The sequence below is a fragment of the Streptomyces sp. NPDC052040 genome, from assembly GCF_044548405.1.
Classification (GTDB): Bacteria; Actinomycetota; Actinomycetes; order Streptomycetales; family Streptomycetaceae; genus Streptomyces.
Genome location: NZ_JBIUBV010000005.1, coordinates 305,701 through 330,663, shown reverse-complemented (window position 1 = coordinate 330,663; position 24,963 = coordinate 305,701). Strand labels below are relative to the sequence as shown.

General features: G+C 70.0%; 23 protein-coding genes. 1 reads left to right on the top strand and 22 read right to left on the bottom strand.

Going from position 1 to position 24,963, the window contains the following annotated elements:
• Positions 1–161: 161 nt before the first annotated feature.
• Complete coding sequence (locus tag ACIHAA_RS14185) at positions 162–2,003, top strand: glycosyl hydrolase family 18 protein (protein ID WP_399816646.1); 1,842 nt, start codon at positions 162–164, stop codon at positions 2,001–2,003.
• Positions 2,004–2,029: 26 nt separating this feature from the next.
• Here the strand turns inward: ACIHAA_RS14185 and ACIHAA_RS14180 are convergent, their stop codons facing one another.
• The 22 genes from ACIHAA_RS14180 to ACIHAA_RS14075 all read right to left on the bottom strand — a co-directional run bounded on the left by ACIHAA_RS14180 (position 2,030) and on the right by ACIHAA_RS14075 (position 24,896).
• A complete protein-coding gene (locus ACIHAA_RS14180) occupies positions 2,030–2,476 on the bottom strand; it encodes a DUF2550 domain-containing protein (protein WP_399816644.1) in 447 nt (148 codons plus the stop codon).
• A gap of 129 nt (positions 2,477–2,605) precedes the next feature.
• Positions 2,606–2,980 carry a F0F1 ATP synthase subunit epsilon gene (locus ACIHAA_RS14175; RefSeq protein ID WP_399816642.1) on the bottom strand — a complete coding sequence of 125 codons (375 nt, stop codon included), beginning with the start codon at positions 2,978–2,980 and terminating at the stop codon, positions 2,606–2,608.
• A 131-nt stretch (positions 2,981–3,111) separates the two neighbouring features.
• On the bottom strand, positions 3,112–4,548 hold the full coding sequence (gene atpD, locus ACIHAA_RS14170; protein WP_399816640.1) for a F0F1 ATP synthase subunit beta: 1,437 nt from the start codon (positions 4,546–4,548) through the stop codon (positions 3,112–3,114).
• Positions 4,548–5,465, bottom strand: a complete 918-nt coding sequence (locus ACIHAA_RS14165; protein WP_399816638.1) for a F0F1 ATP synthase subunit gamma — start codon at positions 5,463–5,465, stop codon at positions 4,548–4,550. The genes atpD and ACIHAA_RS14165 overlap by 1 nt, the downstream gene beginning before the upstream one ends.
• Before the next feature lie 21 nt (positions 5,466–5,486).
• A complete protein-coding gene (gene atpA / locus ACIHAA_RS14160; protein ID WP_399816636.1) occupies positions 5,487–7,079 on the bottom strand; it encodes a F0F1 ATP synthase subunit alpha in 1,593 nt (530 codons plus the stop codon).
• Between the two features lie 115 nt (positions 7,080–7,194).
• Positions 7,195–8,010 (bottom strand): F0F1 ATP synthase subunit delta, encoded by an 816-nt coding sequence (locus ACIHAA_RS14155; RefSeq protein WP_399816634.1) that lies wholly within the window; start codon positions 8,008–8,010, stop codon positions 7,195–7,197.
• Positions 8,007–8,567, bottom strand: coding sequence for a F0F1 ATP synthase subunit B (locus tag ACIHAA_RS14150; RefSeq protein WP_399816632.1), 561 nt, complete (start codon positions 8,565–8,567; stop codon positions 8,007–8,009). Before ACIHAA_RS14150 ends, ACIHAA_RS14155 begins: the two co-directional genes overlap by 4 nt.
• A gap of 39 nt (positions 8,568–8,606) precedes the next feature.
• Positions 8,607–8,852 carry a F0F1 ATP synthase subunit C gene (locus ACIHAA_RS14145; protein ID WP_363003627.1) on the bottom strand — a complete coding sequence of 82 codons (246 nt, stop codon included), beginning with the start codon at positions 8,850–8,852 and terminating at the stop codon, positions 8,607–8,609.
• A gap of 76 nt (positions 8,853–8,928) precedes the next feature.
• Complete coding sequence (gene atpB / locus ACIHAA_RS14140; RefSeq protein ID WP_399816783.1) at positions 8,929–9,699, bottom strand: F0F1 ATP synthase subunit A; 771 nt, start codon at positions 9,697–9,699, stop codon at positions 8,929–8,931.
• A gap of 273 nt (positions 9,700–9,972) precedes the next feature.
• On the bottom strand, positions 9,973–10,410 hold the full coding sequence (locus ACIHAA_RS14135) for a hypothetical protein (protein ID WP_399816630.1): 438 nt from the start codon (positions 10,408–10,410) through the stop codon (positions 9,973–9,975).
• A gap of 331 nt (positions 10,411–10,741) precedes the next feature.
• Complete coding sequence (locus tag ACIHAA_RS14130; RefSeq protein ID WP_399816628.1) at positions 10,742–12,082, bottom strand: MraY family glycosyltransferase; 1,341 nt, start codon at positions 12,080–12,082, stop codon at positions 10,742–10,744.
• 127 nt (positions 12,083–12,209) lie between these two features.
• Positions 12,210–13,451: a serine hydroxymethyltransferase gene (gene glyA, locus ACIHAA_RS14125; RefSeq protein ID WP_399816626.1), complete on the bottom strand. Its 1,242-nt coding sequence runs from the start codon at positions 13,449–13,451 to the stop codon at positions 12,210–12,212.
• A gap of 124 nt (positions 13,452–13,575) precedes the next feature.
• A complete protein-coding gene (locus tag ACIHAA_RS14120) occupies positions 13,576–14,277 on the bottom strand; it encodes a protein-tyrosine-phosphatase (protein WP_399816624.1) in 702 nt (233 codons plus the stop codon).
• Positions 14,274–14,921, bottom strand: a complete 648-nt coding sequence (locus tag ACIHAA_RS14115; RefSeq protein WP_399816622.1) for an L-threonylcarbamoyladenylate synthase — start codon at positions 14,919–14,921, stop codon at positions 14,274–14,276. Before ACIHAA_RS14115 ends, ACIHAA_RS14120 begins: the two co-directional genes overlap by 4 nt.
• Positions 14,922–14,976: 55 nt before the next feature.
• On the bottom strand, positions 14,977–15,822 hold the full coding sequence (prmC, locus tag ACIHAA_RS14110; protein ID WP_399816620.1) for a peptide chain release factor N(5)-glutamine methyltransferase: 846 nt from the start codon (positions 15,820–15,822) through the stop codon (positions 14,977–14,979).
• A gap of 39 nt (positions 15,823–15,861) precedes the next feature.
• On the bottom strand, positions 15,862–16,929 hold the full coding sequence (prfA, locus tag ACIHAA_RS14105; protein WP_399816781.1) for a peptide chain release factor 1: 1,068 nt from the start codon (positions 16,927–16,929) through the stop codon (positions 15,862–15,864).
• A 140-nt stretch (positions 16,930–17,069) separates the two neighbouring features.
• Positions 17,070–17,291: a 50S ribosomal protein L31 gene (rpmE, locus tag ACIHAA_RS14100; RefSeq protein ID WP_018535357.1), complete on the bottom strand. Its 222-nt coding sequence runs from the start codon at positions 17,289–17,291 to the stop codon at positions 17,070–17,072.
• A gap of 162 nt (positions 17,292–17,453) precedes the next feature.
• Positions 17,454–18,593, bottom strand: a complete 1,140-nt coding sequence (locus tag ACIHAA_RS14095) for an LCP family protein (RefSeq protein WP_399816617.1) — start codon at positions 18,591–18,593, stop codon at positions 17,454–17,456.
• A gap of 387 nt (positions 18,594–18,980) precedes the next feature.
• Positions 18,981–20,942, bottom strand: a complete 1,962-nt coding sequence (rho, locus tag ACIHAA_RS14090; protein WP_399816616.1) for a transcription termination factor Rho — start codon at positions 20,940–20,942, stop codon at positions 18,981–18,983.
• Positions 20,943–21,353: 411 nt separating this feature from the next.
• Entirely contained in the window at positions 21,354–22,271 is a 918-nt protein-coding gene (gene thrB, locus ACIHAA_RS14085; RefSeq protein WP_399816614.1) for a homoserine kinase, read from the bottom strand.
• A gap of 267 nt (positions 22,272–22,538) precedes the next feature.
• Positions 22,539–23,597: a threonine synthase gene (gene thrC / locus ACIHAA_RS14080; protein WP_399816612.1), complete on the bottom strand. Its 1,059-nt coding sequence runs from the start codon at positions 23,595–23,597 to the stop codon at positions 22,539–22,541.
• A 6-nt stretch (positions 23,598–23,603) separates the two neighbouring features.
• Positions 23,604–24,896 carry a homoserine dehydrogenase gene (locus tag ACIHAA_RS14075; protein WP_399816610.1) on the bottom strand — a complete coding sequence of 431 codons (1,293 nt, stop codon included), beginning with the start codon at positions 24,894–24,896 and terminating at the stop codon, positions 23,604–23,606.
• Between the last annotated feature and the right edge of the window lie 67 nt (positions 24,897–24,963).

Sequence of the window (24,963 nt, the reverse complement as noted above, 5' to 3'; positions counted from 1 at the left end):
CTGAGAAGGCGGGGCGGCGGCCCCGTCCCACTCTGGTCCAGACCTATTGACCTATGGTCCAGACCTTTCTATTCTCGCGGCACCGTGGGCTGGAGGCTCAGTCATGCCCACGACACCGGCTGTGACGCCCCCGGGCGCACAACGACATAAGGAGGCGCCGCATGCGCTTCGCTCACAGAGCCGCGGCAGGGTTCGCGACCCTGTTGCTGCCGCTGGCCGGACTGGTCGGCCTGGCAAGCCCCGCCCCGGCCGCCGCGGACGCCGCGACGGCCACCGCCACCTACGCCAAGACTCAGGACTGGGGCACCGGCTTCGAGGGCAGGTGGACCGTCAAGAACACCGGGACCACCTCCCTCACCGCATGGACGATCGAGTGGGACTTCCCCTCCGGCACGTCCGTGACCTCCGCCTGGGACGCCGACGTCACCGGCTCCGGCACCCACTGGACCGCCAGGAACAAGTCCTACAACGGCACCCTCGCCCCGGGCGCCTCCGTCTCCTTCGGCTTCAACGGCGCGGGCTCCGGCGCCCCCGCCAACTGCAAGCTGAACGGCGGCAGCTGCGACGGCGGCCCCACCGCACCCGGCGACAACCCGCCCTCCGCCCCGGGCACCCCCACCGCCTCGGCCGTCACCGACACCTCGGCGAAGCTGTCCTGGACGGCGGCCAGCGACGACAAGGGCGTCAAGAACTACGACGTCCTGCGCGACGGCGCCAAGGTCGCCACCGTGACCACCACCTCGTACACGGACACCGGTCTGACCGCGGGCACCGACTACGCGTACACCGTCCAGGCCCGTGACACCGCTGACCAGACCGGCCCGGTCAGCGGCGCGGTCACCGTGCACACCACCGGCGGCGGAGGCACCACCCCGCCCCCGTCGGGCGGCTCCGCGGTCAAGCTCGGCTACTTCACCGAGTGGGGCATCTACGGCCGCAACTACAACGTCAAGAACCTGGTGACCTCGGGCTCCGCCGCGAAGATCACCCACATCAACTACGCCTTCGGCAACGTCACCGGCGGCAAGTGCGCGATCGGCGACTCCTACGCCGACTACGACAAGGCCTTCACCGCCGACCAGTCCGTCAGCGGGACCGCCGACACCTGGGACCAGCCGCTGCGCGGCAACTTCAACCAGCTGCGCGAACTCAAGGCCAAGTACCCGAACCTCAAGGTCCTGTGGTCCTTCGGCGGCTGGACCTGGTCCGGCGGCTTCGCGGACGCCGCCAAGGACCCCGCGGGCTTCGCCCAGTCCTGCTACGACCTGGTCCACGACTCCCGCTGGGCCGATGTCTTCGACGGCATCGACATCGACTGGGAGTACCCCAACGCCTGCGGGCTGACCTGCGACTCCAGCGGGGCCGCGGCCTTCAGGAACGTGATGGCCGCGCTGCGCGCCAAGTTCGGCTCCTCCGCCCTGGTCACCGCGGCGGTCACCGCCGACGGCTCCTCCGGCGGCAAGATCGAGGCGGCCGACTACGCCGGGGCGTCGAGCTACGTCAACTGGTACAACGTGATGACGTACGACTTCTTCGGCGCCTGGGACGCCCAGGGCCCCACGGCCCCGCACTCCCCGCTCACCCCGTACAGCGGCATCCCGAAGGCCGGCTTCACCACGGCCGACGCGATCGCCAAGTACAAGGCGGCCGGGGTGCCCGCGAACAAGCTGCTGCTCGGCATCGGCTTCTACGGCCGCGGCTGGACCGGCGTCACCCAGGACGCCCCGGGCGGCACGGCCACCGGACCGGCAGCGGGCACCTACGAACAGGGCATCGAGGACTACAAGGTGCTCAAGACGTCCTGCCCGGTCACCGGCACCGTCGCGGGCACGGCCTACGCGCACTGCGGCAGCAACTGGTGGTCCTACGACACCCCGGCCACCATCGGCTCCAAGATGGCCTGGGCCAAGTCCCAGGGCCTGGGCGGCGCCTTCTTCTGGGAGTTCAGCGGTGACACCACGAACGGCGAACTGGTGTCCGCGCTGAGCAGCGGCCTGTCGTGACCGGCCTGGCGTAACCCCTCGGGGGGTCAGGCCACATTGACGCGCTGACCGGGCGGAGCGGCTTCCAGCCACGCCAGGAACCCGGTCAGCGCGTCCTCGCTCATCGCCAGCTCCAGCCGGGTGCCCCGGTGGCGGCAGGCGAGGATCACCGCGTCGGAGAGCAGCGCCAGCTCCTCCTCGCCGTCGGGGGCGCGGCGGCCGGCCACCTCGATCGCCGAGCGCTCAAGGACCCGGCGGGGGCGCGGCGCGTAGGAGAACACCCGGAACCACTCGACCCGGTCGCCGTTGTAGCGGGCGATGCCGTAGCCCCAGCCCTTGCCGCTGGTGTCGGTCTCCTCCGGGACGTTCCAACGCAGGCTGCAATCGAAGGTGCCACCGGACCGCTGGATGAGGCGGCGCCTGAGGCCGAAGACGAACAGCCCCACCAGCACGAGTGCCACAACCAATCCGCACGCGCTCAGAGCGAGGACCATCGACACCGACCTCCTCGTCTCCTAGGTAACGGAACGGAAAAAACACCCGGATTCGCCTCAGCCGCGGCTGGGTCCGGATCGCTCCGGTCCCAGCCGCGGCTGAGTCATGTCGTCACGCGGCGCGCTGTGTCAGTTCCCCGACACCGCACGCAGTCGGACCTCCGCGCGGCGCTCGGCGGAGGCGTCCGCCTCCGTCTTCGCCCGCTCCAGGGCCCGCTCCGCACGCTGGACATCGATCTCGTCCGACAGCTCGGCGATCTCGGCCAGCAGCGACAGCTTGTTGTCCGCGAACGAGATGAAACCGCCGTGCGCCGCGGCGACGACCGTTCCACCATCACTCGTACGGATGGTCACCGGGCCCGACTCCAGCACACCGAGCAGCGGCTGGTGACCGGGCATGACGCCGATGTCGCCGGACGTGGTGCGCGCGACGACCAGGGTGGCCTCGCCGGACCAGACCTGGCGGTCGGCGGCGACCAGCTCGACGTGCAGCTCAGCAGCCAAGAGAGGCTCCTCGGGTCACCACCCGGCGGTACTGCCGGGTGTTGGGATGAATTCTAGTAGGCGTACGGAGGGGGACGGGACGCGGCCCGGGGTCCGGGTCGGTCTCGTCCCCCTCTGTCACAGGCGCGGGGTCAGGAGACGCCCAGCTCCTTCGCGTTCTGCTTCAGGTCCTCGATGCCACCGCACATGAAGAACGCCTGCTCCGGGAAGTGGTCGTACTCGCCGTCGATGATCGCGTTGAAGGCCGCGATCGACTCGTCCAGCGGGACGTCCGACCCGTCGACGCCGGTGAACTGCTTGGCGACGTGGGTGTTCTGGGACAGGAAGCGCTCCACACGACGGGCACGGTGGACAACGAGCTTGTCCTCCTCGCCCAGCTCGTCGATACCGAGGATCGCGATGATGTCCTGGAGGTCCTTGTACTTCTGGAGGATCGTCTTGACGCGCATGGCGGCGTCGTAGTGATCCTGCGCGATGTACCGGGGGTCCAGGATCCGGGACGTGGAGTCCAGCGGGTCCACGGCCGGGTAGATGCCCTTCTCCGAGATCGGACGGGAGAGCACCGTCGTCGCGTCGAGGTGGGCGAAGGTGGTGGCCGGGGCCGGGTCGGTCAGGTCGTCCGCGGGGACGTAGATCGCCTGCATCGAGGTGATCGAGTGACCACGGGTCGAGGTGATGCGCTCCTGGAGGAGACCCATCTCGTCGGCCAGGTTCGGCTGGTAGCCCACCGCGGAGGGCATACGGCCGAGCAGCGTGGAGACCTCGGAACCGGCCTGCGTGAAGCGGAAGATGTTGTCGATGAAGAACAGCACGTCCTGCTTCTGGACGTCACGGAAGTACTCCGCCATCGTCAGACCCGCGAGGGCCACGCGCAGACGGGTGCCCGGCGGCTCGTCCATCTGGCCGAAGACCAGGGCGGTCTTGTCGATGACGCCCGAGTCCGACATCTCCTCGATGAGGTCGTTGCCCTCACGGGTGCGCTCGCCGACACCGGCGAACACGGAGACACCGTCGTGGTTGTTGGCGACACGGTAGATCATCTCCTGGATGAGCACCGTCTTGCCGACACCGGCACCACCGAACAGACCGATCTTGCCGCCCTTGACGTACGGGGTCAGCAGGTCGATGACCTTGACGCCGGTCTCGAACATCTCGGTCTTCGACTCGAGCTCGTCGAAGTTCGGCGCCTTGCGGTGGATGGACCAGCGCTCGCCGTCGTACTTCTCGTCGACGTTCAGCACCTCGCCAAGGGTGTTGAACACCTTGCCCTTGGTGAAGTCGCCGACCGGGACGGTGATGCCGTCGCCGGTGTCGACCACCGAGGCCTGGCGGACCAGACCATCGGTGGGCTGCATGGAGATGGTGCGGACCAGGCCGTCACCCAGGTGCTGGGCGACCTCCAGGGTCAGCGTCTTCTTCTCGCCCGCGTTCGCCGGGTCGGAGACCTCGACGTGCAGGGCGTTGTAGATGTCCGGCATCGCGTCGACGGGGAACTCCACGTCGACGACCGGGCCGATGACCCGGGCGACGCGGCCCGTGGCCGCCGCGGTCTCAACAGTGGTGGTCATTATCGGTCACTCCCCGCGGTCGCGTCGGCCAGGGCGCTGGCGCCACCGACGATCTCGCTGATTTCCTGGGTGATTTCGGCCTGGCGGGCCGCGTTGGCAAGACGGGAGAGCGTGTTGATCAGCTCGCCCGCGTTGTCGGTGGCCGACTTCATCGCGCGCCGCGTGGCGGCGTGCTTCGAAGCCGCCGACTGGAGCAGCGCGTTGTAGATACGGCTCTCGACATAGCGCGGCAGCAGGGCGTCGAGGACGTCCTCCGCCGACGGCTCGAACTCGTACAGCGGGAGGATCTCGCCCGTGGGCGCCGCCTCCTGGGCCACCTCTTCGAGGCTGAGCGGCAGCAGCCGGGCGCCGAGCGCCGTCTGCGTCATCATCGAGACGAACTCGGTGTAGACGATGTGGAGTTCGTCCACGCCGCCGTCCGCCGTCTCCTTCTCGATGGCCTCGATCAGCGGCGCCGCGACCTTCTTGGCGTCCGCGTAGGTGGGCTCGTCCGTGAAGCCCGTCCACGACTCCGCGATCCTGCGCTCACGGAAGTTGTAGTGGGCGACACCGCGACGGCCGACGATGTAGGTGTCGACCTGCTTGCCCTCGCGCTCCAGCCGCTCGGTCAGCTGCTCCGCCGCCTTGATGGCGTTGGAGTTGAACGCGCCGGCCAGACCGCGGTCGCTCGTCAGGAGCAGCACCGCGGACCGCGTCACCGTCTCGGCCTGGGTGGTCAGCGGGTGCTTGGTGTTCGAGCCGGTACCGACCGCCGTGACCGCGCGGGTGAGCTCGGTCGCGTACGGCGTGGAGGCCGCCACCTTGCGCTGCGCCTTGACGACGCGCGAGGCGGCGATCATCTCCATCGCCTTCGTGATCTTCTTGGTCGCGCTGACGGATCGGATGCGACGCTTGTAGACCCGGAGCTGGGCTCCCATGAGTCAGGTCCCTTCCTTACGTCACTTGGCGGCAGCGGCAGGAACGTCCTCGCCGAGCAGCTTGCCGTCCGAGGTCTCGAACTGCTTCTTGAACTCGGCGACGGAGTCGTCGATGGCCTGGATCGTGTCGTTGGACATCTTGGCGCCCTCCTTGATGGAGGTCATCAGGCCCTGGTGCTTGCGGTGCAGGAACTCGAGGAGCTCCTTCTCGAAGCGGCGGATGTCGACGACCGGCACCTCGTCCATCTTGCCGTTGGTACCGGCCCAGACGGAGACGACCTGGTCCTCGGTGGCCATCGGCTGGTACTGGGCCTGCTTCAGCAGCTCGACCATGCGCTGACCGCGCTCCAGCTGCGACTTGGAGGCCGCGTCCAGGTCGGAACCGAAGGCGGCGAACGCCTCCAGCTCACGGAACTGGGCGAGGTCCACACGCAGACGGCCGGACACCTGGCGCATCGCCTTGTGCTGGGCGGAGCCACCGACACGGGAGACCGAGATACCGACGTTCAGAGCCGGGCGCTGACCGGCGTTGAACAGGTCCGACTCCAGGAAGCACTGGCCGTCGGTGATGGAGATGACGTTGGTCGGGATGAACGCCGAGACGTCGTTGGCCTTGGTCTCGACGATCGGCAGACCGGTCATCGAGCCCGCGCCCATGTCGTCGGAGAGCTTGGCGCAGCGCTCCAGCAGACGGGAGTGCAGGTAGAAGACGTCACCCGGGTAGGCCTCACGGCCCGGCGGACGGCGCAGCAGCAGGGACACGGCGCGGTAGGCGTCGGCCTGCTTCGAGAGGTCGTCGAAGATGATGAGGACGTGCTTGCCCTCGTACATCCACTGCTGACCGATGGCCGAACCGGTGTACGGCGCCAGGTACTTGAAGCCGGCCGGGTCGGACGCCGGGGCGGCGACGATGGTCGTGTACTCCAGCGCGCCGTTCTCCTCCAGCGCGCGGCGGACCGACGCGATGGTGGAACCCTTCTGGCCGACGGCGACGTAGATGCAGCGGACCTGCTTCTTCGGGTCGCCGGTGCGCCAGTTGTCGCGCTGGTTGATGATCGTGTCGACGGCCAGGGCGGTCTTGCCGGTCTGGCGGTCACCGATGATCAGCTGACGCTGGCCACGGCCGATCGGGGTCATCGCGTCGACGGCCTTGTAGCCCGTCTCCATCGGCTCGTGCACCGACTTGCGCTGCATGACCGTGGGGGCCTGCAACTCGAGGGCGCGGCGGCCGGACGTCTCGATCTCGCCGAGGCCGTCGATCGGGTTGCCGAGCGGGTCGACGACACGGCCGAGGTAGCCCTCGCCGACAGCCACGGAGAGCACCTCACCGGTGCGGTGCACCGGCTGCCCCTCCTCGATGCCGCTGAACTCACCGAGGACGATGGCACCGATCTCGCGCTCCTCGAGGTTGAGGGCGAGGCCGAGGGTGCCGTCCTCGAACTTCAGCAGTTCGTTGGCCATGGCCGAGGGAAGACCCTCGACCTTCGCGATGCCGTCGCCGGCAAGGGTGACCGTACCGACCTCCTCGCGCGAGGCCGCGTCCGGCTTGTACGACTGGACAAAGTTCTCCAGCGCGTCCCGGATCTCCTCCGGCCGGATCGTGAGCTCCGCCATCTGGGTTCCCTGCTCTCCTTGTTGGGCCCGAAGTTTCTGTGGGGGTCTGGGGGCGACCCCCAGGAATCCTCTGCACGGCCCAACTCGGGCCGTAGTACTGCGTATGGAGTTGGTGCTAGCTCGCCATGCGGCGGCGGGCGTCCTCGAGGCGGTCCACGACCGACCCGTTGATCACCTCGTCGCCGACCTGCACCCGCATCCCGCCGACGACCTCGGGGTCGACGTCCAGGTTGAGGTGCATCTGACGGCCGTAGAGCCTGGCCAGCGCGGCACCGAGGCGCCGCTTCTGCGTGTCACTCAGCGGGACCGCCGAGGTGACGACGGCGACCATGCGGTTGCGGCGCGCGGCCGCCAGCCTGGACAGGGACTCGATTCCCGATTCCAGGCTACGTCCCCGCGGCACCGTCACAAGGCGCTGCACCAGCCGCTCGGTGGTGACGTTGGCACGGCCCCCGAGCAGCCGGTGGAGCAGCTCGGACTTGGCCGTGGCACCGGCCGCACGGTCCGTGAGCGCGGCGCGCAGCCCGGTGCTGGAGGAGACGATCCGGCCGAACCGGAACAGCTCGTCCTCGACGTCGTCCAGCGCGCCCGCCTTCTCGGCGGCGGTGAGGTCGGCGAGGTTCGCCAGCTCCTCCAGCACGTCCACCAGGTCGCGGGGCTGCGACCAGCGCGAGCGCGCCATTCCGGCCACCAGGTCCACGGCCGGGCCGCCGACCTGGCCGCCCAGCAGACGCTGGACCAGCTCGGCCTTGGCCTCGCCGGCCTTGGCCGGGTCGGTGAGGACCCGGCGCAGACCGGCCTCGCGGTCGAGCAGCGCGGTGACGGCGGCCAGCTCGTCGGCGAGCTGCGCCGCGTCCACGGACGTGGTGTCCGTCAGCGCGTCGAGACGCTCACGTGCGGCGGCCAGTGCCTCGCGGCTCGCTCCGTTCATCGTGCGGCCTCGGCCTTCGAAGCGGCCTCGTCGAGCCCGTCGAGGAAGCGGTCGATCACACGGCTCTGCCGGGCGTGGTCCTCGAGGGACTCGCCGACGAGCTTGCCGGCCAGCTCGGTGGCCAGCGTGCCGACGTCCTGCCGCAGCGTCTGAGCGGCGGCCTTGCGGTCCGCCTCGATCTGCGCGTGACCGGCGGCGACGATCTCCTCACGCTGCCGCTGGCCTTCCGCGCGCATCTCGGCGATGAGCACGGCGCCCTGCTCCTGCGCCTCCTGGCGCAGCCGCGCAGCCTCGTGCCGGGCTTCGGCGAGCTGAGCCTTGTACTGCTCAAGGACGCTCTGGGCCTCGACCTTCATGGCGTCGGCCTCTTCGATGCCGCCTTCGATCGCCGCGCGACGCTCCTCCAGAACCTTGTTGATGTTCGGAAGCAGCTTCTTCCAGAAGAAGAAGAACACGATGGCGAAGGCGACGGTGCCGACGAGCAGCTCGGGGCCGGCCGGAACGAGCGGGTTCTGCTCGGTCTCCTCGGCCGCCAGCTGCACCAGGTTGGCGATCACATCAGTGCCTTTCGTCGATTCGTGCCAGTAAGACGGTGATTACTTACCGAACACGAACGGCATAACGATGCCGATGAGGGCGAGCGCCTCACAGAAGGCGAAGCCCAGGATCTGGTTGGCACGGATCAGACCGGCGGCCTCGGGCTGGCGGGCCAGGGCCTGGGTGCCGTTGCCGAAGATGATGCCGACGCCGACGCCGGGGCCGATGGCGGCAAGGCCGTAACCGATGGAGCCGACGGAGCCGTGGACACCGGTGGCAGCGGCGAGGGTCTCAAGAGCGGACATGCCGGTTCTTCCTTCTCTTTCCATGGACCGGTGGGGGTTGGCCACCGGACGATCGGGGGGTGGGTACGGGTGCGACTCAGTGGTGCTCGGCGAGAGCGCCCTGGATGTACGAGCAGGTCAGCAGCACGAAGACGTACGCCTGGACGGCCTGCACGAAAAGCTCGAAGAGGATCATGATCAGGGTCATCACGAACGAGACGCCCGCGGCCGGGATCATGTAGCTGTTCATCAGGTACCAGGAGGCGACGGTGAACATCACCAGCATCAGGTGACCGGCGAACATGTTGGCGAACAGTCGCACCGCGTGCGTGAAGGGCCGGACGAACAGGTTCGAGAAGAACTCGATGACCATGACGAGCGGCAGCACCGCGCCGAGCGACTTGTCGTAGCCCGTGATGTTCTTGAAGAAGCCGACGAAGCCGTGGCGCTTGAAGGTCAGCGAGACCCACAGGACCCAGACGATCGCGGCCAGGACCGCCGGGAAGGCGATGACCGACGACACCGGGAACTGGGCCAGCGGGATCACGGACCAGATGTTCATGATCCAGATGAAGAAGAACAGCGAGACCGCGAGCGGGACGTACTTCTCGCCCTCCTTCTTGCCCAGGGTCTCGTACACGATGCCGCGGCGTACGAAGTCGTAGCCGGCCTCGGCGGCGAGCTGGAGCTTGCCGGGCACCACCTTGGCGTTGCCGAAGGCGGCCCAGAAGAAGGCGACGACCAGCGCGGTGGTGACGAGCGCGAGCAGCATCACCTTGTTGAACTCGAAGCCGCCCGCCGTGAACAGGGGCTTGAAGAGGAAGGAGTTCAGGCCCGGTGCCGGAAAGCCACAGCCGTTGTCGGACAGGATGCGGCAGCTCCAGTCAAAGGCGAGCTGGGTCTGGTCAGCACTCACCGCGGGCTCCTTCGGCGTGACGCATGGGTACGGCAACCTCGTTGTGTCGGCGCGGCGCGCAGCCGCGGATCGGCACCGGACTGGTGTTACGGATGTGGGGGCGGCCTTCGGGGATCAAGCCTCGCGTGTGAGCAGGCGTCAGCTCAGATGCCCGCGCCCGCAATGCCGCAGTTGGCACCGGACGATAGCAGGATCTCTCGCACGTCTTTATCCCGGCCCTACCCCTCACGTCGTGGACCCTGTCTTCAGGGGCTTCTCGCTCTTCTCGGAATCCGGGTCGATGTAGAAGATCTTGGCCTTCATATGCGCGCGCGCTTGCGCCGCCATCCACACCACCGTCGCGACCACGAGTGCGATCGCAAAGGCTTTCGGATCGAAGAGGGAGGTGCCCTTGAAGAGAGCCACGAAGATCAGGAGCAGGAGAAGCTGGGCGACATAGAGCATCAGCCCCATGGCCTGGAACAACTGGGGCAGCTTGCGTGCCGTCCATTGCAGGACGTACAGCCCGACCCCCATGAAGACGAGGGCGAGCACCGTGCCGACGGCCGCACCGAGCGCCCCCTTGCCCCCCGCGACCGCACCACTGACGGCGACGGCGATCACGCCGACGGCCGCTGTGGGCGCAGCGGTCAGGAGAAGGTTCCGGGCGTCATTGGACGGCATGGCGGCAACTCCGCTTGCTGAAGTGGGCAGGGTGTCGTCATGGACGAGCGTAGTCCCGGGGCGGGTGAGGACCCTCACGCCGGGGACCGCCCTGGAGGGGCGCTCCGGCTCTATCCCGGGGTTCTCGTGAACCGTATCACAAACTATTTGATGTGGTCTTTACCAAGCCAGTGTGCCGGCTGTCACACATGAGAGTGAACCCGCCCGTCTGTGCAAGCGGGGCATCCACTTGTCTGGTATTGGGGCACTATGCACCCCCATGCATGGGCAACGCATTAGTCAGATTCTTACCTTGTTCGTCGGCGTTCGTCGGCGCGCGCAGCGGCGTTCGTCAGCGCGAGGACTCGGTTTCGCGGCGCCCGGAGCGCGCACCGACGCCCAGCGCGGTGGCTCCGTTGGGGCTCGCGACCCCGACCGCGACCGGCACGGCCCCCGCCTCCCCGGCAGGCTCCTCCCTGCTTTCCGCGGCCGCCCCGCCCTCCCCGGGCCCGGCTTCGGCGCGGTGTCCGCGGCGGTAGCGGGGCGGCACGAAGGACTCGGCCCAGCGCGGTGCGCGCGGGGTGAACCGCGGCAGCAGAAGCAGCACCAGACCGACCGCGCTCAGCGCGATGATGCCGAACACGATCCACAGGGAAGCCGAGTTGACGGAGTACGCCAGAGCGCCGAAGGAGATGATCGCCGCCCAGAAGTACATGATCAGCACCGCCCGGCTGTGCGAGTGCCCGATGTCCAGCAGCCGGTGGTGCAGATGCCCGCGGTCCGCGGCGAACGGCGACTGGCCGCGCCAGGTGCGGCGCACGATCGCCAGGAAGAAGTCGGCGACCGGGACGGCGATGATCGTCAGCGGGAGCAGCAGCGGGATGTAGACCGGGACGGTCTGGTGCACCGTCGCCCGCTCGGATCCGGAGAAGAGGTTCATCGCGTCGGGGTCCACCTGGCCGGTGACCGAGATCGCGCCGGCCGCGAGCACCAGCCCGATCAGCATCGAGCCCGAGTCGCCCATGAAGATCCGCGCCGGGTGCATGTTGTGCGGCAGGAAGCCCAGGCACATGCCCATCAGGACGGCCGCGAACAGGGTCGCCGGGGCGGCGGCCTCCAGGCCGTAGCCGTACCAGATGCGGTACGCGTACATGAAGAACGCGGCGGCCGCGATGCACACCATGCCGGCGGCGAGGCCGTCGAGGCCGTCGACGAAGTTCACCGCGTTGATCGTGATGACGACCAGCGCCACCGTCAGCAGGGTCCCCTGCCACTGGGTGAGCGCGACCAGGCCGACGCCCGGCACGGGCAGCCACAGGATCGTCAGACCCTGCATGACCATCACGCCCGCGGCGATCATCTGGCCGCCCAGCTTGATCAGGGCGTCGATCTCGAACTTGTCGTCCAGCACACCGATCAGCCAGATCAGCGCGGCACCCGACAGCAGGGCCCGGGGCTCGTTGGACTTGGCGAAGACCTCGTTGAGGTTCTTGAGGTGGTCGGCGACCAGCAGGCCCGCGCACAGGCCGAAGAACATGGCGATACCGCCGAGCCGGGGAGTCGGTTCCCGGTGCACGTCCCGGGCCCGGATCTCCGGCATGGCTCCTGCCACGATCGCGAACTTGCGTACCGGCCCTGTCAGCAGATACGTCACCGCGGCCGTGATGCAGAGCGTCAGCAGGTATTCACGCACGGGCTTCCCCACAGATCTCGCTGGACGTCCTCAGCCCCACACCCTAGCTCCGCGTGCATATGGTTGAGGACTCACGGGTAGCCACGATGGTTGCATGTGCGGCTGTGTCCCCCCGCGCGTCCGCCCCTCAGCTGCCGGGATACGGCGGAAATCCGTCGGTCAGCTCCCGCACTTCTTCACGGACCTTCCGGGGATCCGCCTCCTCCCGCAGCACGGCCCCGAACAGGGCCGCGATCCGCGCCATCTCCGCCTCCCGCATCCCCTGCGTGGTCACCGCCGCGGTGCCCAGGCGCAGCCCCCGGGTGTCGCTGTGCGGCAGCGCACAGGTGTCCAGGACCATTCCGGCGGCCGCCAGCCGCCCCCGGGCCGCGGCGCCGTCCACGCCCAGCGGCGCGGGGTCGGCGGTCAGCAGATGGGTGTCGGTGCCGCCGGTGGTCATCCGGAGCCCCTCGGCGGTCAGCGCCGCCGCGAGCGTCCGGGCGTTGGCGACCACCTGGTGGACGTACCCCCCGAAGTCCGTGGTCGCCGCCTCCCCGAACGCGACGGCCTTCGCGGCGACGCTGTTCATCTGGGCGCCGCCCTGGGTGAAGGGGAAGACGGCCCGGTCCACGCGTTCGGCCAGCTCGGCGCCGCACAGGATCATGCCGCCGCGCGGACCCCGCAGCACCTTGTGGGTGGTGGCGCAGACGATGTCGGCGAACGGCACCGGGCTCGGCGCCGCCCCCCCGGCGACCAGCCCGATCGGGTGCGAGGCATCGGCGATGAGATACGCCCCCACCTCGTCGGCGACCTCCCGGAAGAAGGCGTAGTCGACATGGCGCGGATAGGAGATGGAGCCGCACACGATGGCCTTCGGCCGGTGCGCCCGGGCCAGGGTGCGCACCTGCACATGGTCCATCAGCCCGGACTCCGCCTCCACCCCGTAGCCGACGAAGTCGAACCAGCGGCCGGAGAAGTTGGCGGGCGAGCCGTGGGTGAGATGGCCCCCGTACGGCAGTCCGAGGGCGAGCACGGTGTCGCCGGGCCGGAGCAGGGCGGCGTAGGCGGCGAGCACCGCGGAGGATCCCGAGTGCGACTGCACATTCGCGTGCTCGGCCCGGAACAGCGCCTTGGCCCGCTCCACGGCGACCCGCTCGGCCACGTCCACCAGCTCGCAGCCGCCGTGGTACCGGGCGCCCGGATAGCCCTCGGCGTACTTGTTGGCGAGCGGGGAGCCCAGCGCGGCCAGCACCGCCGGGGAGGCGAAGTTCTCGGCCGCGTTGAGCTGGAGGGTCGTCGACTGCCGGGCGAGTTCCCCGAGGAGGATCTCGGCCAGCTCGGGGTCCTGCCGGTGCAGGACGTCGGCCTCGGGGGTACGGGTGACCGCCATGGTGGGCTCCGGGGCTCCGGGCGTCGGGGTGTACGTCCAATGTAGGCCCGCGCTCCCCGGTGCGCCCGGCCGCCGCGTCCGGCGCCGCCGGAACGGCCCCCGCGGGCGGCCCGCCGGTGCCGGGTCAGGCCCGGGCGGGCACTCCGGTCAGGGCCGTCACCACGGGGTCCAGAGCCTGGTGGATCTCGTCGCCGATCGAGCGGAAGAACGTCAGCGGCGCCCCGTACGGGTCGAACACCTCGTCGGCCTCCGCGGTCGGTGCCAGCAGCCAGCCGCGCAGCGCCGCCGCGGCCCGCACCAGGGCGCGGGCCCGGTCCGCCACGCCGTCCTCCACGGGCGGCAGCGTCGTCGGGTCTATCGCCCGGACGAGACGGGTGAACTCCTTCAGCGTGAAGGTGCGCAGCCCCGCCGAGTGCCCCATGGAGATGACCTGGGCCCGGTGGTCCCGGGTCGCGGTCAGCACCAGGTCGGCGAAGATGACGTGCTCGTCCAGGAGTTCGCGGCCGACGAAGCCGGAGGCGTCCGCGCCGAAGTCCGCGAGGACCGCCTCCGCGTTCGCCTCCATCGGCGCGCCCTCATGGCCCCAGGTGCCCGCGCTCTCCACGAGCAGCCCGCCCACGGCGCTCCCCCCGGCGGGGCCGGGCGCGGTGCAGCCGAGCCGGTCCGCGAGGAAATGCCGGGTCAGCCGCTCGGTGATGGGCGAGCGGCACACGTTGCCGGTGCTGACATGGAGGATGCGGAAGGTGCCGTCCGCGGGCACCGGCACGGCCCGGCCCGGCACCCCGTCCCCGTTGCCTATGCCGCGCCCCGCCTCAGGGGCTGTCAATTCGCCACCTCGAGGTCGGGTACGACCTTGCGCAGCTCCTCCGGGGACAGTGCGCCCTGGCGCAGCAGCACCGGCACCTTGCCGGTGACGTCGACGATCGAGGAGGGGATGTTGCCCGGCGTGGGGCCGCCGTCGAGGTAGACGGAGACCGAGTCGCCGAGCATCTCCTGGGCGGCGCCGCAGTCCTCCGGTGCGGGGTGGCCGGTGAGGTTCGCGGAGGACACGGCCATCGGGCCGACCTCCGTGAGCAGTTCGATGGCGACGGGGTGCAGCGGCATGCGCACCGCGACGGTGCCACGGGTGTCCCCGAGGTCCCACTGCAACGACGGCTGGTGCCGCGCGACCAGGGTGAGCGCGCCCGGCCAGAACGCGTCGACCAGCTCCCAGGCCATCTCGGAGAAGTCCGTGACCAGGCCGTGCAGGGTGTTCGGGGAGCCGATCAGGACGGGCGTGGGCATGTTGCGGCCCCGGCCCTTGGCCTGGAGCAGGTCGGCCACGGCCTCCGAGGAGAACGCGTCGGCGCCGATGCCGTAGACGGTGTCGGTCGGCAGCACCACGAGTTCGCCTCGGCGGACGGCGGACGCGGCCTCGCGCAGACCCGTCGCGCGGTCGGTCGCGTCATTGGTGTCGTATCGCCGTGCCATGTCTAGTGGGCCTCCTCGTACATGTGCTGCTGAGGGAAGAGATGCGGGGTCGCGCTCACGGCAGGGCCTTGCGGGCCGTCGCGAAGCGCGGGCGGTTGTTGAGGTCCGGGTGGTCGGCCGCGTCGGCCCAGCCCCGCTCCTCGGTGAAGATCCACGGCACCTGGCCGCCCTGGGTGTCGGCGTGCTCGACGACGACGACGCCGCCGGGACGCAGCAGGCGGTGCGCGGTGCGCTCCAGGCCGCGGATGAGGTCGAGTCCGTCCTCGCCCGAGAAGAGGGCCAGGTCCGGGTCGTGGTCCCGGGCCTCCGGGGCGACGTACTCCCACTCGGTCAGCGGGATGTACGGCGGGTTGGAGATCACCAGGTCGACCTGTCCGTCGAGGTCGGGGAAGGCCGCGCGGGCGTCGCCCTGGCGCAGTTCGACCCTGGACCCCTCCATGTTCTTGCGGGTCCACTCCAGGGCGTCCTCGGACAGCTCCACGGCGTGCACCCGCGAGCGCGGCACCTCCTGCGCCAGGGCGAGCGCGATGGCGCCCGAGCCGGTGCACAGGTCCACGATGAGCGGCTCCACGACATCCATCGCCCGGACGGCGTCTATGGCCCAGCCGACGACCGACTCGGTCTCCGGGCGGGGCACGAACACGCCGGGGCCCACCTGGAGTTCCAGGTAGCGGAAGTAGGCGAGCCCGGTGATGTGCTGGAGCGGCTCGCGGGCCTCGCGGCGGGCGACGGCCTCCCAGTAGCGGGCGTCGAAGTCCGCGTCCTTGACGGAGTGCAGCTCGCCCCGCTTGACGCCGTGCACGAACGCGGCGAGCTCCTCCGCGTCGTTGCGCGGCGAGGGCACGCCGGCGTCGGCCAGCCGCTGGGTGGCCTGGGCCACCTCTGCGAGCAGCAGGTTCACGCTGGTCCTCCGGGGCTGTGCGGGTACGGGTACGGGGGCTTACGCGGCCGCGAGCCTGGCGGCCGAGTCCGCGTCGACGCACGCCTGGATCACCGCGTCGAGGTCGCCGTCCAGGACCTGGTCCAGGTTGTACGCCTTGAAGCCGACCCGGTGGTCCGAGATGCGGTTCTCGGGGAAGTTGTACGTGCGGATCTTCTCGGAGCGGTCGACGGTGCGGACCTGGCTGCGGCGGGCCGCTGCGGCCTCCTTCTCCGCCTCCTCCTGTGCCGCGGCGAGCAGCCTGGAGCGCAGGATACGCATCGCCTGCTGCTTGTTCTGGAGCTGGCTCTTCTCGTTCTGGCAGGAGGCGACGACACCGGTCGGCAGGTGGGTGATGCGCACCGCGGAGTCGGTGGTGTTGACGGACTGGCCGCCGGGGCCCGAGGAGCGGTAGACGTCGATGCGGATGTCGTTCGGGTTGATCTCGACGTCGACCTCCTCCGCCTCCGGGGTGACCAGCACACCGGCCGCGGAGGTGTGGATACGTCCCTGGGACTCGGTCGCGGGCACGCGCTGCACCCGGTGCACCCCGCCCTCGTACTTCAGGCGGGCCCACACGCCCTGGCCGGGCTCGGTCTGGCCGCGGGTCTTCACGGCGACCTGGACGTCCTTGTAGCCGCCGAGCTCGGACTCGGTGGAGTCGATGATCTCGGTCTTCCAGCCGATGCGCTCGGCGTAGCGCAGATACATGCGCAGCAGGTCGCCGGCGAACAGGGCGGACTCGTCACCGCCCGCGCCCGCCTTGATCTCGAGGATCACGTCCTTGTCGTCGCTGGGGTCGCGCGGGACGAGGAGGAGGCGCAGCTTCTCCGTCAGCCCCTCGCGCTCCTGCTCCAGCTCCTTGACCTCGTCGGCGAAGTCCGGGTCGTCGGCGGCGAGTTCGCGGGCGGTGTCGATGTCGTCACCGGCCTGCTTCCAGGAGCGGTACGTGGCGATGATCGGGCTCAGCTCGGCATAGCGCTTGTTGAGCTTGCGCGCGTTCGCCTGGTCCGCGTGGACCGACGGATCGGCGAGCTTCTTCTCCAGGTCGGCGTGTTCCCCGACCAGTTCCTCGACCGCCTCGAACATCTCCGGCTCCCTGAGCTGTCCCCCGCCCGGCGGGGCCTGGGGACGTACGTACGACATGGAATGGGCTGCACCGCAAAGCGCCGGTCCCGGTGCTCCCGTGCCGGTGCACGGGAGCACCGGGGACCGGCGCTGTGGGCTCGCTACTTCTTGGCAGCGGCAGCCTTGCCGAAGCGGGCCTCGAAGCGGGCCACACGGCCACCGGTGTCGAGGATCTTCTGCTTGCCCGTGTAGAACGGGTGGCACTCGGAGCAGACCTCGGCACGGATGGTGCCGGAGTCGATGGTGCTGCGAGTGGTGAACGACGCGCCGCAGGTGCAGCTGACCTGCGTCTCGACGTACTCGGGGTGGATGTCGCGCTTCAAGGTGTCTCCTAGATTTCCGGGAGGGCGCCGGGTCGCAGCCGCGGGATGCGGAGGCGTGAACCGGGGCCGACGTACCAGTCTGCCAGGACTGGCCGCATCCCCCAAAACCGGGGGCAGAGGTGATCTATTCCCCAAGGTGGCGGGCGGCGGTCCGGAGCCGGGTCAGGAGGTGACCACGCCCTTGGCCTGACCGCTCGCGGAGCCCTTGGTGGCACTCCCCGGGACGGGCTTGTCCTTCTTGAGCGCGTCCCAGATCAGCTGCGCCTTGTCCTTCTCCAGCAGGACCCGGTTGGGGTCCGTGGTGTCGTACTGGACGGGCACCGTGACCATGTTCATGTGGGACGAGCTGATGCCCTTGAGGCCGCCCGCGAAGGACGCGAGGCTCTTCACGGAGCCCAGGTCGGAGTCGGTGGTGACGGTCTTGGTCGCGGTGTCGGCGAGGTCGACCAGCTTGGTGGGGCTGGTGAGGATGCCGATCTGCTTGACCTGGGCGACCAGGGCCTTGATGAAGGCCTGCTGGAGCTGGATGCGGCCGAGGTCGGAGCCGTCGCCGACGCCGTGCCGGGTGCGGACGAGCCCCAGGGCCTGCTGGCCGTCCAGGGTGTGCGGGCCGGCCTTGAGGTCGAGGTGGCTGTTGGTGTCGGTGATGTTCTTGGTGGTGGTCACCTTGACGCCGCCGAGGTCGTCGATCAGCTTCTGGAAGCCGGAGAAGTCCACCTCCAGGTAGTGGTCCATCCTCAGGCCGCTGATCGACTCCACGGTCTTCACGGCGCAAGTCGCGCCCCCGGTGGAGTACGCGGAGTTGAACATCACCGAGGAGGCGGCCGGGTGCTGGGTGCCCTTGGTGTCCGTGCACTCGGGGCGGTCCACCAGGGTGTCGCGCGGGATCGAGACCACGGCCGCCTTCTTGTGGCCCTTGTAGAGGTGCACGATCATCGCCGTGTCGGAGCGGGCGCTGCCGTCGTCGGTGCCGCCGCCCAGCTTCTTGTTGCCCCCGGCGCGGGTGTCCGAGCCGAGGACCAGGATGTTCTCGGAACCGTTGTCGGCCTTGGCGGGCCGGTGGGTGCCGAGGGCGTCGTTGATGTCGACGGACTTCAGATTGCCGTTGAGCTTGAAGTACAGGTAGCCGACGCCGGTCCCGCCCAGCAGGAGCACGCCTCCCGCGGTCCAGGCGGTGACGAGCAGGGCCGTGCGTCCCTTTGCGCGCGGCTTGCGTCGGCGGCCCTTCGCCCTGCGGCGACGCGGGTCCGTCGCGGTGTCCTCGCCGGCTATGCCGACATCCGGTGTGCTCTCGGCGGGCATGTGCTCCTCAGTCCTCGTCCGTTCGGGTACCCCCTGCGATCAGGCCAAGCCTCGTGGAGCGACCCGTTCCCCGCCTCCGGCTCACCCGAGCGGGGGACCCCCGTCGCTCCATCGTCACTCCGTTCGGTCAGACGGAGAAACCGGGGACAGGGTTGCACAACACGGCTTTCTCGGTACGTACAGGGGCGAACACCCAGAGTCACGGATATTCCCGATGGAAACGCGCTCACCTGCACGTTCAACCGGAGGACCGGCCTCCGGGGAGACCGCGGCGGCACCCGCGGCCTGTGGCGAAGGTCTCGGGCCGCGGGCCTTCTCGCGGCGCATGCGAAAAGGGCCGCTCCCCCGTATACCGGGGAAGCGGCCCTTACACCGGTTGCAGCGGTGTCAGTCGCCGTTCGGCGTCGGCGTCGTCTTCTGGATCTGCATCAGGAACTCGCCGTTCGACTTCGTCTGCTTCATCTTGTCGAGGAGCAGCTCGATCGCCTGCTGCTGGTCGAGCGCGTGCAGCACCCGGCGCAGCTTCCAGACGACCGCCAGCTCCTCGGCGCCGAGCAGGATCTCTTCCTTACGGGTGCCGGACGCGTCGACGTCCACCGCGGGGAAGATGCGCTTGTCGGCGAGCTTCCGGTCGAGCTTGAGCTCCATGTTGCCGGTGCCCTTGAACTCCTCGAAGATGACCTCGTCCATGCGCGAGCCGGTGTCGACCAGCGCGGTGGCGAGGATCGTCAGGGAGCCGCCGTCCTCGATGTTGCGCGCCGCACCGAAGAACCGCTTCGGCGGGTAGAGCGCGGTCGAGTCGACACCACCGGACAGGATGCGGCCCGAGGCCGGGGCGGCCAGGTTGTAGGCACGGCCCAGACGCGTGATCGAGTCCAGCAGGACGACCACGTCGTGGCCCAGCTCCACCAGGCGCTTGGCCCGCTCGATGGCCAGCTCGGCGACCGTGGTGTGGTCCTCGGCCGGGCGGTCGAAGGTCGAGGAGATGACCTCGCCCTTGACCGACCGCTGCATGTCGGTGACCTCTTCCGGACGCTCGTCGACCAGGACGACCATCAGGTGGCACTCGGGGTTGTTGTGCGTGATCGCGTTGGCGATCGCCTGCATGATCATGGTCTTGCCGGTCTTCGGCGGGGCCACGATCAGACCGCGCTGGCCCTTGCCGATCGGCGACACGAGGTCGATGATCCGGGTCGTCAGCACGCCCGGGTCCGTCTCCAGGCGGAGGCGGTCCTGCGGGTAGAGCGGGGTCAGCTTGTTGAACTCCGGGCGGCCGCGGCCGTGTTCGGGCGCCATGCCGTTGACGGAGTCCAGGCGGACCAGCGCGTTGAACTTCTCGCGCCGCTCGCCGTCCTTGGGCTGGCGGACCGCTCCGGTGATGTGGTCGCCCTTGCGCAGGCCGTTCTTGCGGACCTGGGCGAGGGAGACGTACACGTCGTTCGGACCCGGCAGGTAGCCCGAGGTGCGGATGAACGCGTAGTTGTCGAGGATGTCCAGGATGCCCGCGACGGGGATCAGCACGTCGTCGTCGGTGACCTGCGGCTCGGCGATGTCGTCGCGGCCACGGCGGCCACGGCGGTCGCGGTAGCGCCCGCGGCGGCCGCGGCGGCCGTCGAAGTCGTCGCCGTCCTCGTCGGGCCGCTGGCGGTCCTGGCGGCCGCCGCCCTGCTGCTGGCCCTGCTGACGCTGCTGGCCGCCCTGGCCCTGCTGCTGCTCGTCGCCCTTGCCGCGGCGGTCGCGGTCGCGGCCGCGCTCACGGCGGTCGCGGCGGCGGCCCTCGCCGCCGTCGGCGCCCTGCTGCTCGGAGGAGGACTCGGCGGACCCGCCCTGCGACTGCTGGGCGGAGGTCTCACCCTTCGGCTCGCTCTTCGCCTCGGCGGCGGCCGTCTCGGGGCTGCCGGCCTCGGCGGTGGCGCGGCGCCGGCGGCGCTCGGGCGCGCCGTCACCGGCACCCTGGCCGGGAATCTCGATCTGCTGCTGGGCCGCGGACTGCTCGGCGGGCTTGTCGGCCTTCTGGTCGGCAGCCGCGCCCTCGTCGCCGGTACGGGTCCGGGAGGTGGCCCGGCGCTTCGGCTTGGTCTCGGCGGCGGCCTCGGCCTTGGCCGGGGCACCCCCACCGGCCTGCGCCTCCTTGATGACCTCGATCAGCTGGCTCTTGCGCATCCGCGCAGTGCCCCTGATGCCGAGGCCGGATGCGACCTGCTGAAGCTCGGCCAGCACCATGCCCTCGAGGCCGGTACCGCGGCGCCGCCGGGAGCCGGCACCGGAGGCAGGCGCGGAAGCGTCCGTGGCGGGCGCGGCAGCGGTCTCCTCGACACGTGCGCCCATCAGATCGGTGGTGTCGCTCACGAAGGGTCCTTCCCTGGAGCGGACGTCGGCCTGTCTGGCTCGGCGACCGGTTGTGCTGTCCGGCTTCGGCCCTTGAGTGGGTGGGCCGTGCCGGGGCGGTGGTCCGCCACAGCGGCGGAGGAAATTTCTGGTGACTGGCGATTCCTGCGCGCCGTGGCACCCGGATTTGTGTCACGCGGCTCGGTCACGCCGGATTCCGGAGCGTGCTCGGCAAACAGCTCAGTGTTCACGTACGACATACCGCTCACGTACGCGATACGGAACACAGTGCGGCTTGGGAAGCTCCCGGAAGAGGGGTTGTCCCGGACGGGGACACGAAGCACCTCGCCATGGCTGGGTCAGGTGCAGACTTGAGATTAACACTACCGGATCCAACAAACATTCCCCCTCTCGAAATCCGGCGACCGAGTGTCAGGGCGCAAGCGGCAGCACGCTCGCTCCCCGGCCGTCGAGCGCCAGCGGGTTGGCGGCCCAGCCGTCGCCCGCCAGGTCGGCCACCTTGTCGGCGCTCGCCCGGTCCGCCAGCGCCAGGACCGTGGGCCCCGCGCCGGAGATCACCGCGGGGATCCCGTCGGCCCGCAGCCGCTCCACCAGGGCGGCGCTCTCGGGCATCGCCGGGGCGCGGTACTCCTGGTGGAGGCGGTCCTCGGTGGCGGGCAGCAGCAGCTCGGGGCGCCTGGTCAGCGCCTCGACGAGCAGGGCGGCGCGGCCCGCGTTGGCGGCCGCGTCGACATGCGGCACGGTGCGCGGGAGCAGCCCGCGCGCGGTCTCCGTCAATACCGGTTTCCCGGGCACGAAAACCACCGGAACGATGGAATCTGCGGGGTCCATGCGGATCGCCCGGGCGCCGCCGCGCTCCATCCAGGAAAGGGTGAAACCGCCGAGAAGGCAGGCCGCGACATTGTCCGGATGGCCCTCGATCTCGGTGGCCAGTTCCAGCAGCGCGGTGTCGTCGAGCCGACTGTCCCCGCCTATGGTCACGGCGCGGGCGGCGACGATTCCGGCGCAGATGGCGGCGGAGGAGGAACCGAGTCCGCGGCCGTGCGGAATGCGGTTGGCGCAGACGATTTCCAGCCCCCGGGGCTGTCCGCCGAGGATGTCGAAGGCGGCACGCAAGGACCGTACGAGCAGGTGGCTCTCGTCCCGCGGGAGCGTGTCGCCGCCCTCGCCCGCGATGTCGATGTGCAGTCCGGAATCGGCCACCCGGACGACGACGTCGTCGTAGAGCCCCAGCGCGAGGCCGAGGGCGTCGAAGCCCGGGCCGAGGTTGGCGCTGGTGGCGGGGACGCGCACCCGTACGGCGGCGGCGCGGAACGCTGGACCGGCCATCGCTCGATGACTCTCCTTGAGCTGCGTGATGGTCGAACGAATTCGAATGAGTACGTAATGAGTGAGTGAGGAGTACGGAACACCCGGAGGCCGCACGGAGGGCGCGGCACCGCGGCATATGCGGCGGGCGGGTTCGGTACAGCCTATCGAAGGAAGGTTCTGTGGCGACATAGGGCGCACGGGCGGCGCACGATGCGTGTCGTAAGCCCCCCGTGCCCCCTCCTCCGTGCGCGCCCGCGGGGGGTTGTCCCCCCGCGGGCGACGGAGTTACGCCAGTCCGAGCCGCTCGGCCGCCGTCGCCGCGTCGACCGGCACGGTGACCGGCTGCGGCGCGCCCGCGACGGCCCAGTCGGGGTCCTTGAGCCCATTGCCGGTGACCGTGCAGACGATCCGCTGGCCGGGGTCGACCCGGCCCTGCTCGGCGGCCTTCAGCAGACCGGCGACGGACGCGGCGGACGCGGGCTCCACGAACACACCCTCCTGCGCCGCCAACAGCCGGTAGGCGCGCAGGATCTCACGGTCCGTCACCTCGTCGATGAAGCCGCCCGACTCGTCCCGCGCGGCCAGGGCGTACTGCCAGGAGGCGGGGTTGCCGATCCGGATCGCGGTGGCGATCGTCGAGGGATCCTTGACGACCTCGCCGCGCACGATCGGGGCCGAACCGGCGGCCTGGAAGCCCCACATCCGGGGGGTGCGCCCGGCGACGCCGTCGGCCGCGTACTCCCGGTAGCCCTTCCAGTAGGCGGTGATGTTGCCGGCGTTGCCGACCGGCAGCACATGGATGTCGGGGGCGTCGCCCAGCATGTCCACCACCTCGAAGGCCGCGGTCTTCTGGCCCTCGATACGCACCGGGTTGACCGAATTGACCAGCGCCACCGGGTAGTTGTCCGACAGCTCCCGCGCCAGCGTGAGGCAGTCGTCGAAGTTGCCGTCGACCTGGAGGATCTTCGCGCCGTGCACCAGCGCCTGGCCCATCTTGCCGAGCGCGATCTTGCCCTGCGGCACCAGCACGGCCGACACCATCCCGGCCCGTACGGCGTAGGCGGCGGCGGAGGCGGAGGTGTTGCCGGTGGAGGCGCAGATGACCGCCTTGGCCCCCTCCTCCTTGGCCTTGGTGATGGCCATGGTCATCCCGCGGTCCTTGAAGGACCCGGTGGGGTTGGCGCCCTCCACCTTGAGGTGGACCTCGCAGCCCGTGCGCTCGGAGAGCAGCTGCGCGGGCACGAGCGGCGTACCGCCCTCACGGAGCGTGACGACTGGCGTCGTGTCCGACACGGGCAGCCGGTCCCGGTACTCCTCGATGATTCCGCGCCACTGGTGGGTCATTGCTCGTTACTCTCCTTCAACCCGCATGATGCTGGCGACACCCCGCACGGTGTCGAGCTTGCGCAGCGCCTCGACGACCCCGCTGAGCGAGGCGTCGGACGCCCGGTGGGTGACGACGACCAGGGAGGCCTCGCCGTCCTTGCCCTGCTGGCGCACCGTGTCGATCGACACGTCGTGCTCGGCGAACACGGTGGCCACCTGGGCGAGGACACCCGGCTTGTCGGCCACATCGAGGCTGATGTGGTACCGCGTGACCACGTCGCCCATCCCCGACACGGGCAGGGCGGCATAGGCGGACTCGCCGGGTCCGGTGGTCCCGTTCAGCCGGTTGCGGCAGACGGCCACCAGGTCGCCCAGCACGGCGGACGCGGTCGGCGCACCGCCCGCGCCGGGCCCGTAGAACATCAGCTGGCCCGCGGCGTCCGACTCGACGAACACGGCGTTGTACGCGCCGCGCACGGAGGCGAGCGGATGGGTCAGCGGAATCATGGCGGGGTGCACGCGCGCGGTGACCGAGCCCCCGTCGGCGGCCCGCTCGCAGATGGCGAGCAGCTTGATGGTGCAGCCCATCTCCTTCGCCGAGGCGAAGTCGGAGGCGGTGACCTCGGTCATGCCCTCGCGGTAGACGTCGTCGAGCCGCACCCGCGTGTGGAAGGCGATCCCGGCGAGGATGGCCGCCTTGGCTGCCGCGTCGAAGCCCTCGACATCGGCGGTGGGGTCGGCCTCCGCGTATCCCAGCGCGGTGGCCTCGTCCAGGGCCTCCTGATAGCCGGCCCCCGTGGTGTCCATCTTGTCGAGGATGAAGTTGGTCGTCCCGTTGACGATGCCCAGCACCCGGTTGACCTTGTCCCCGGCGAGCGACTCGCGCAGCGGCCGGATCAGCGGAATGGCACCGGCGACGGCGGCCTCGTAGTAGAGGTCGCGGCCGTGCTCCTCCGCCGCCGCGTGCAGTGCCGCACCGTCCTGGGCGAGCAGCGCCTTGTTCGCCGACACCACCGACGCGCCGTGCTCGAAGGCGGTGGTGATGAGGGTCCGGGCGGGCTCGATCCCGCCGATCACCTCGACGACGACATCGAGGTCGCCCCTCTTGACCAGCGCGGTGGCGTCCGTGGTGACCAGCTCGGCGGGGATGCCCTCCCGCACCTTGGCGGGGCGGCGGACCGCGACCCCGGCCAGCTCGACGGGGGCTCCGATGCGGGCCGCGAGGTCGTCGGCGTGCGTCGTCATGATGCGCGCCACCTCTGAGCCGACAACCCCACAGCCCAGTAGCGCCACCTTCAGCGGACGCGTACGCATCATCCGACCTCGTTTCCTCATCCGGTCCACGGTGGGACCAGTCTCACTCACCGGACGGGCCTTTCTGCCC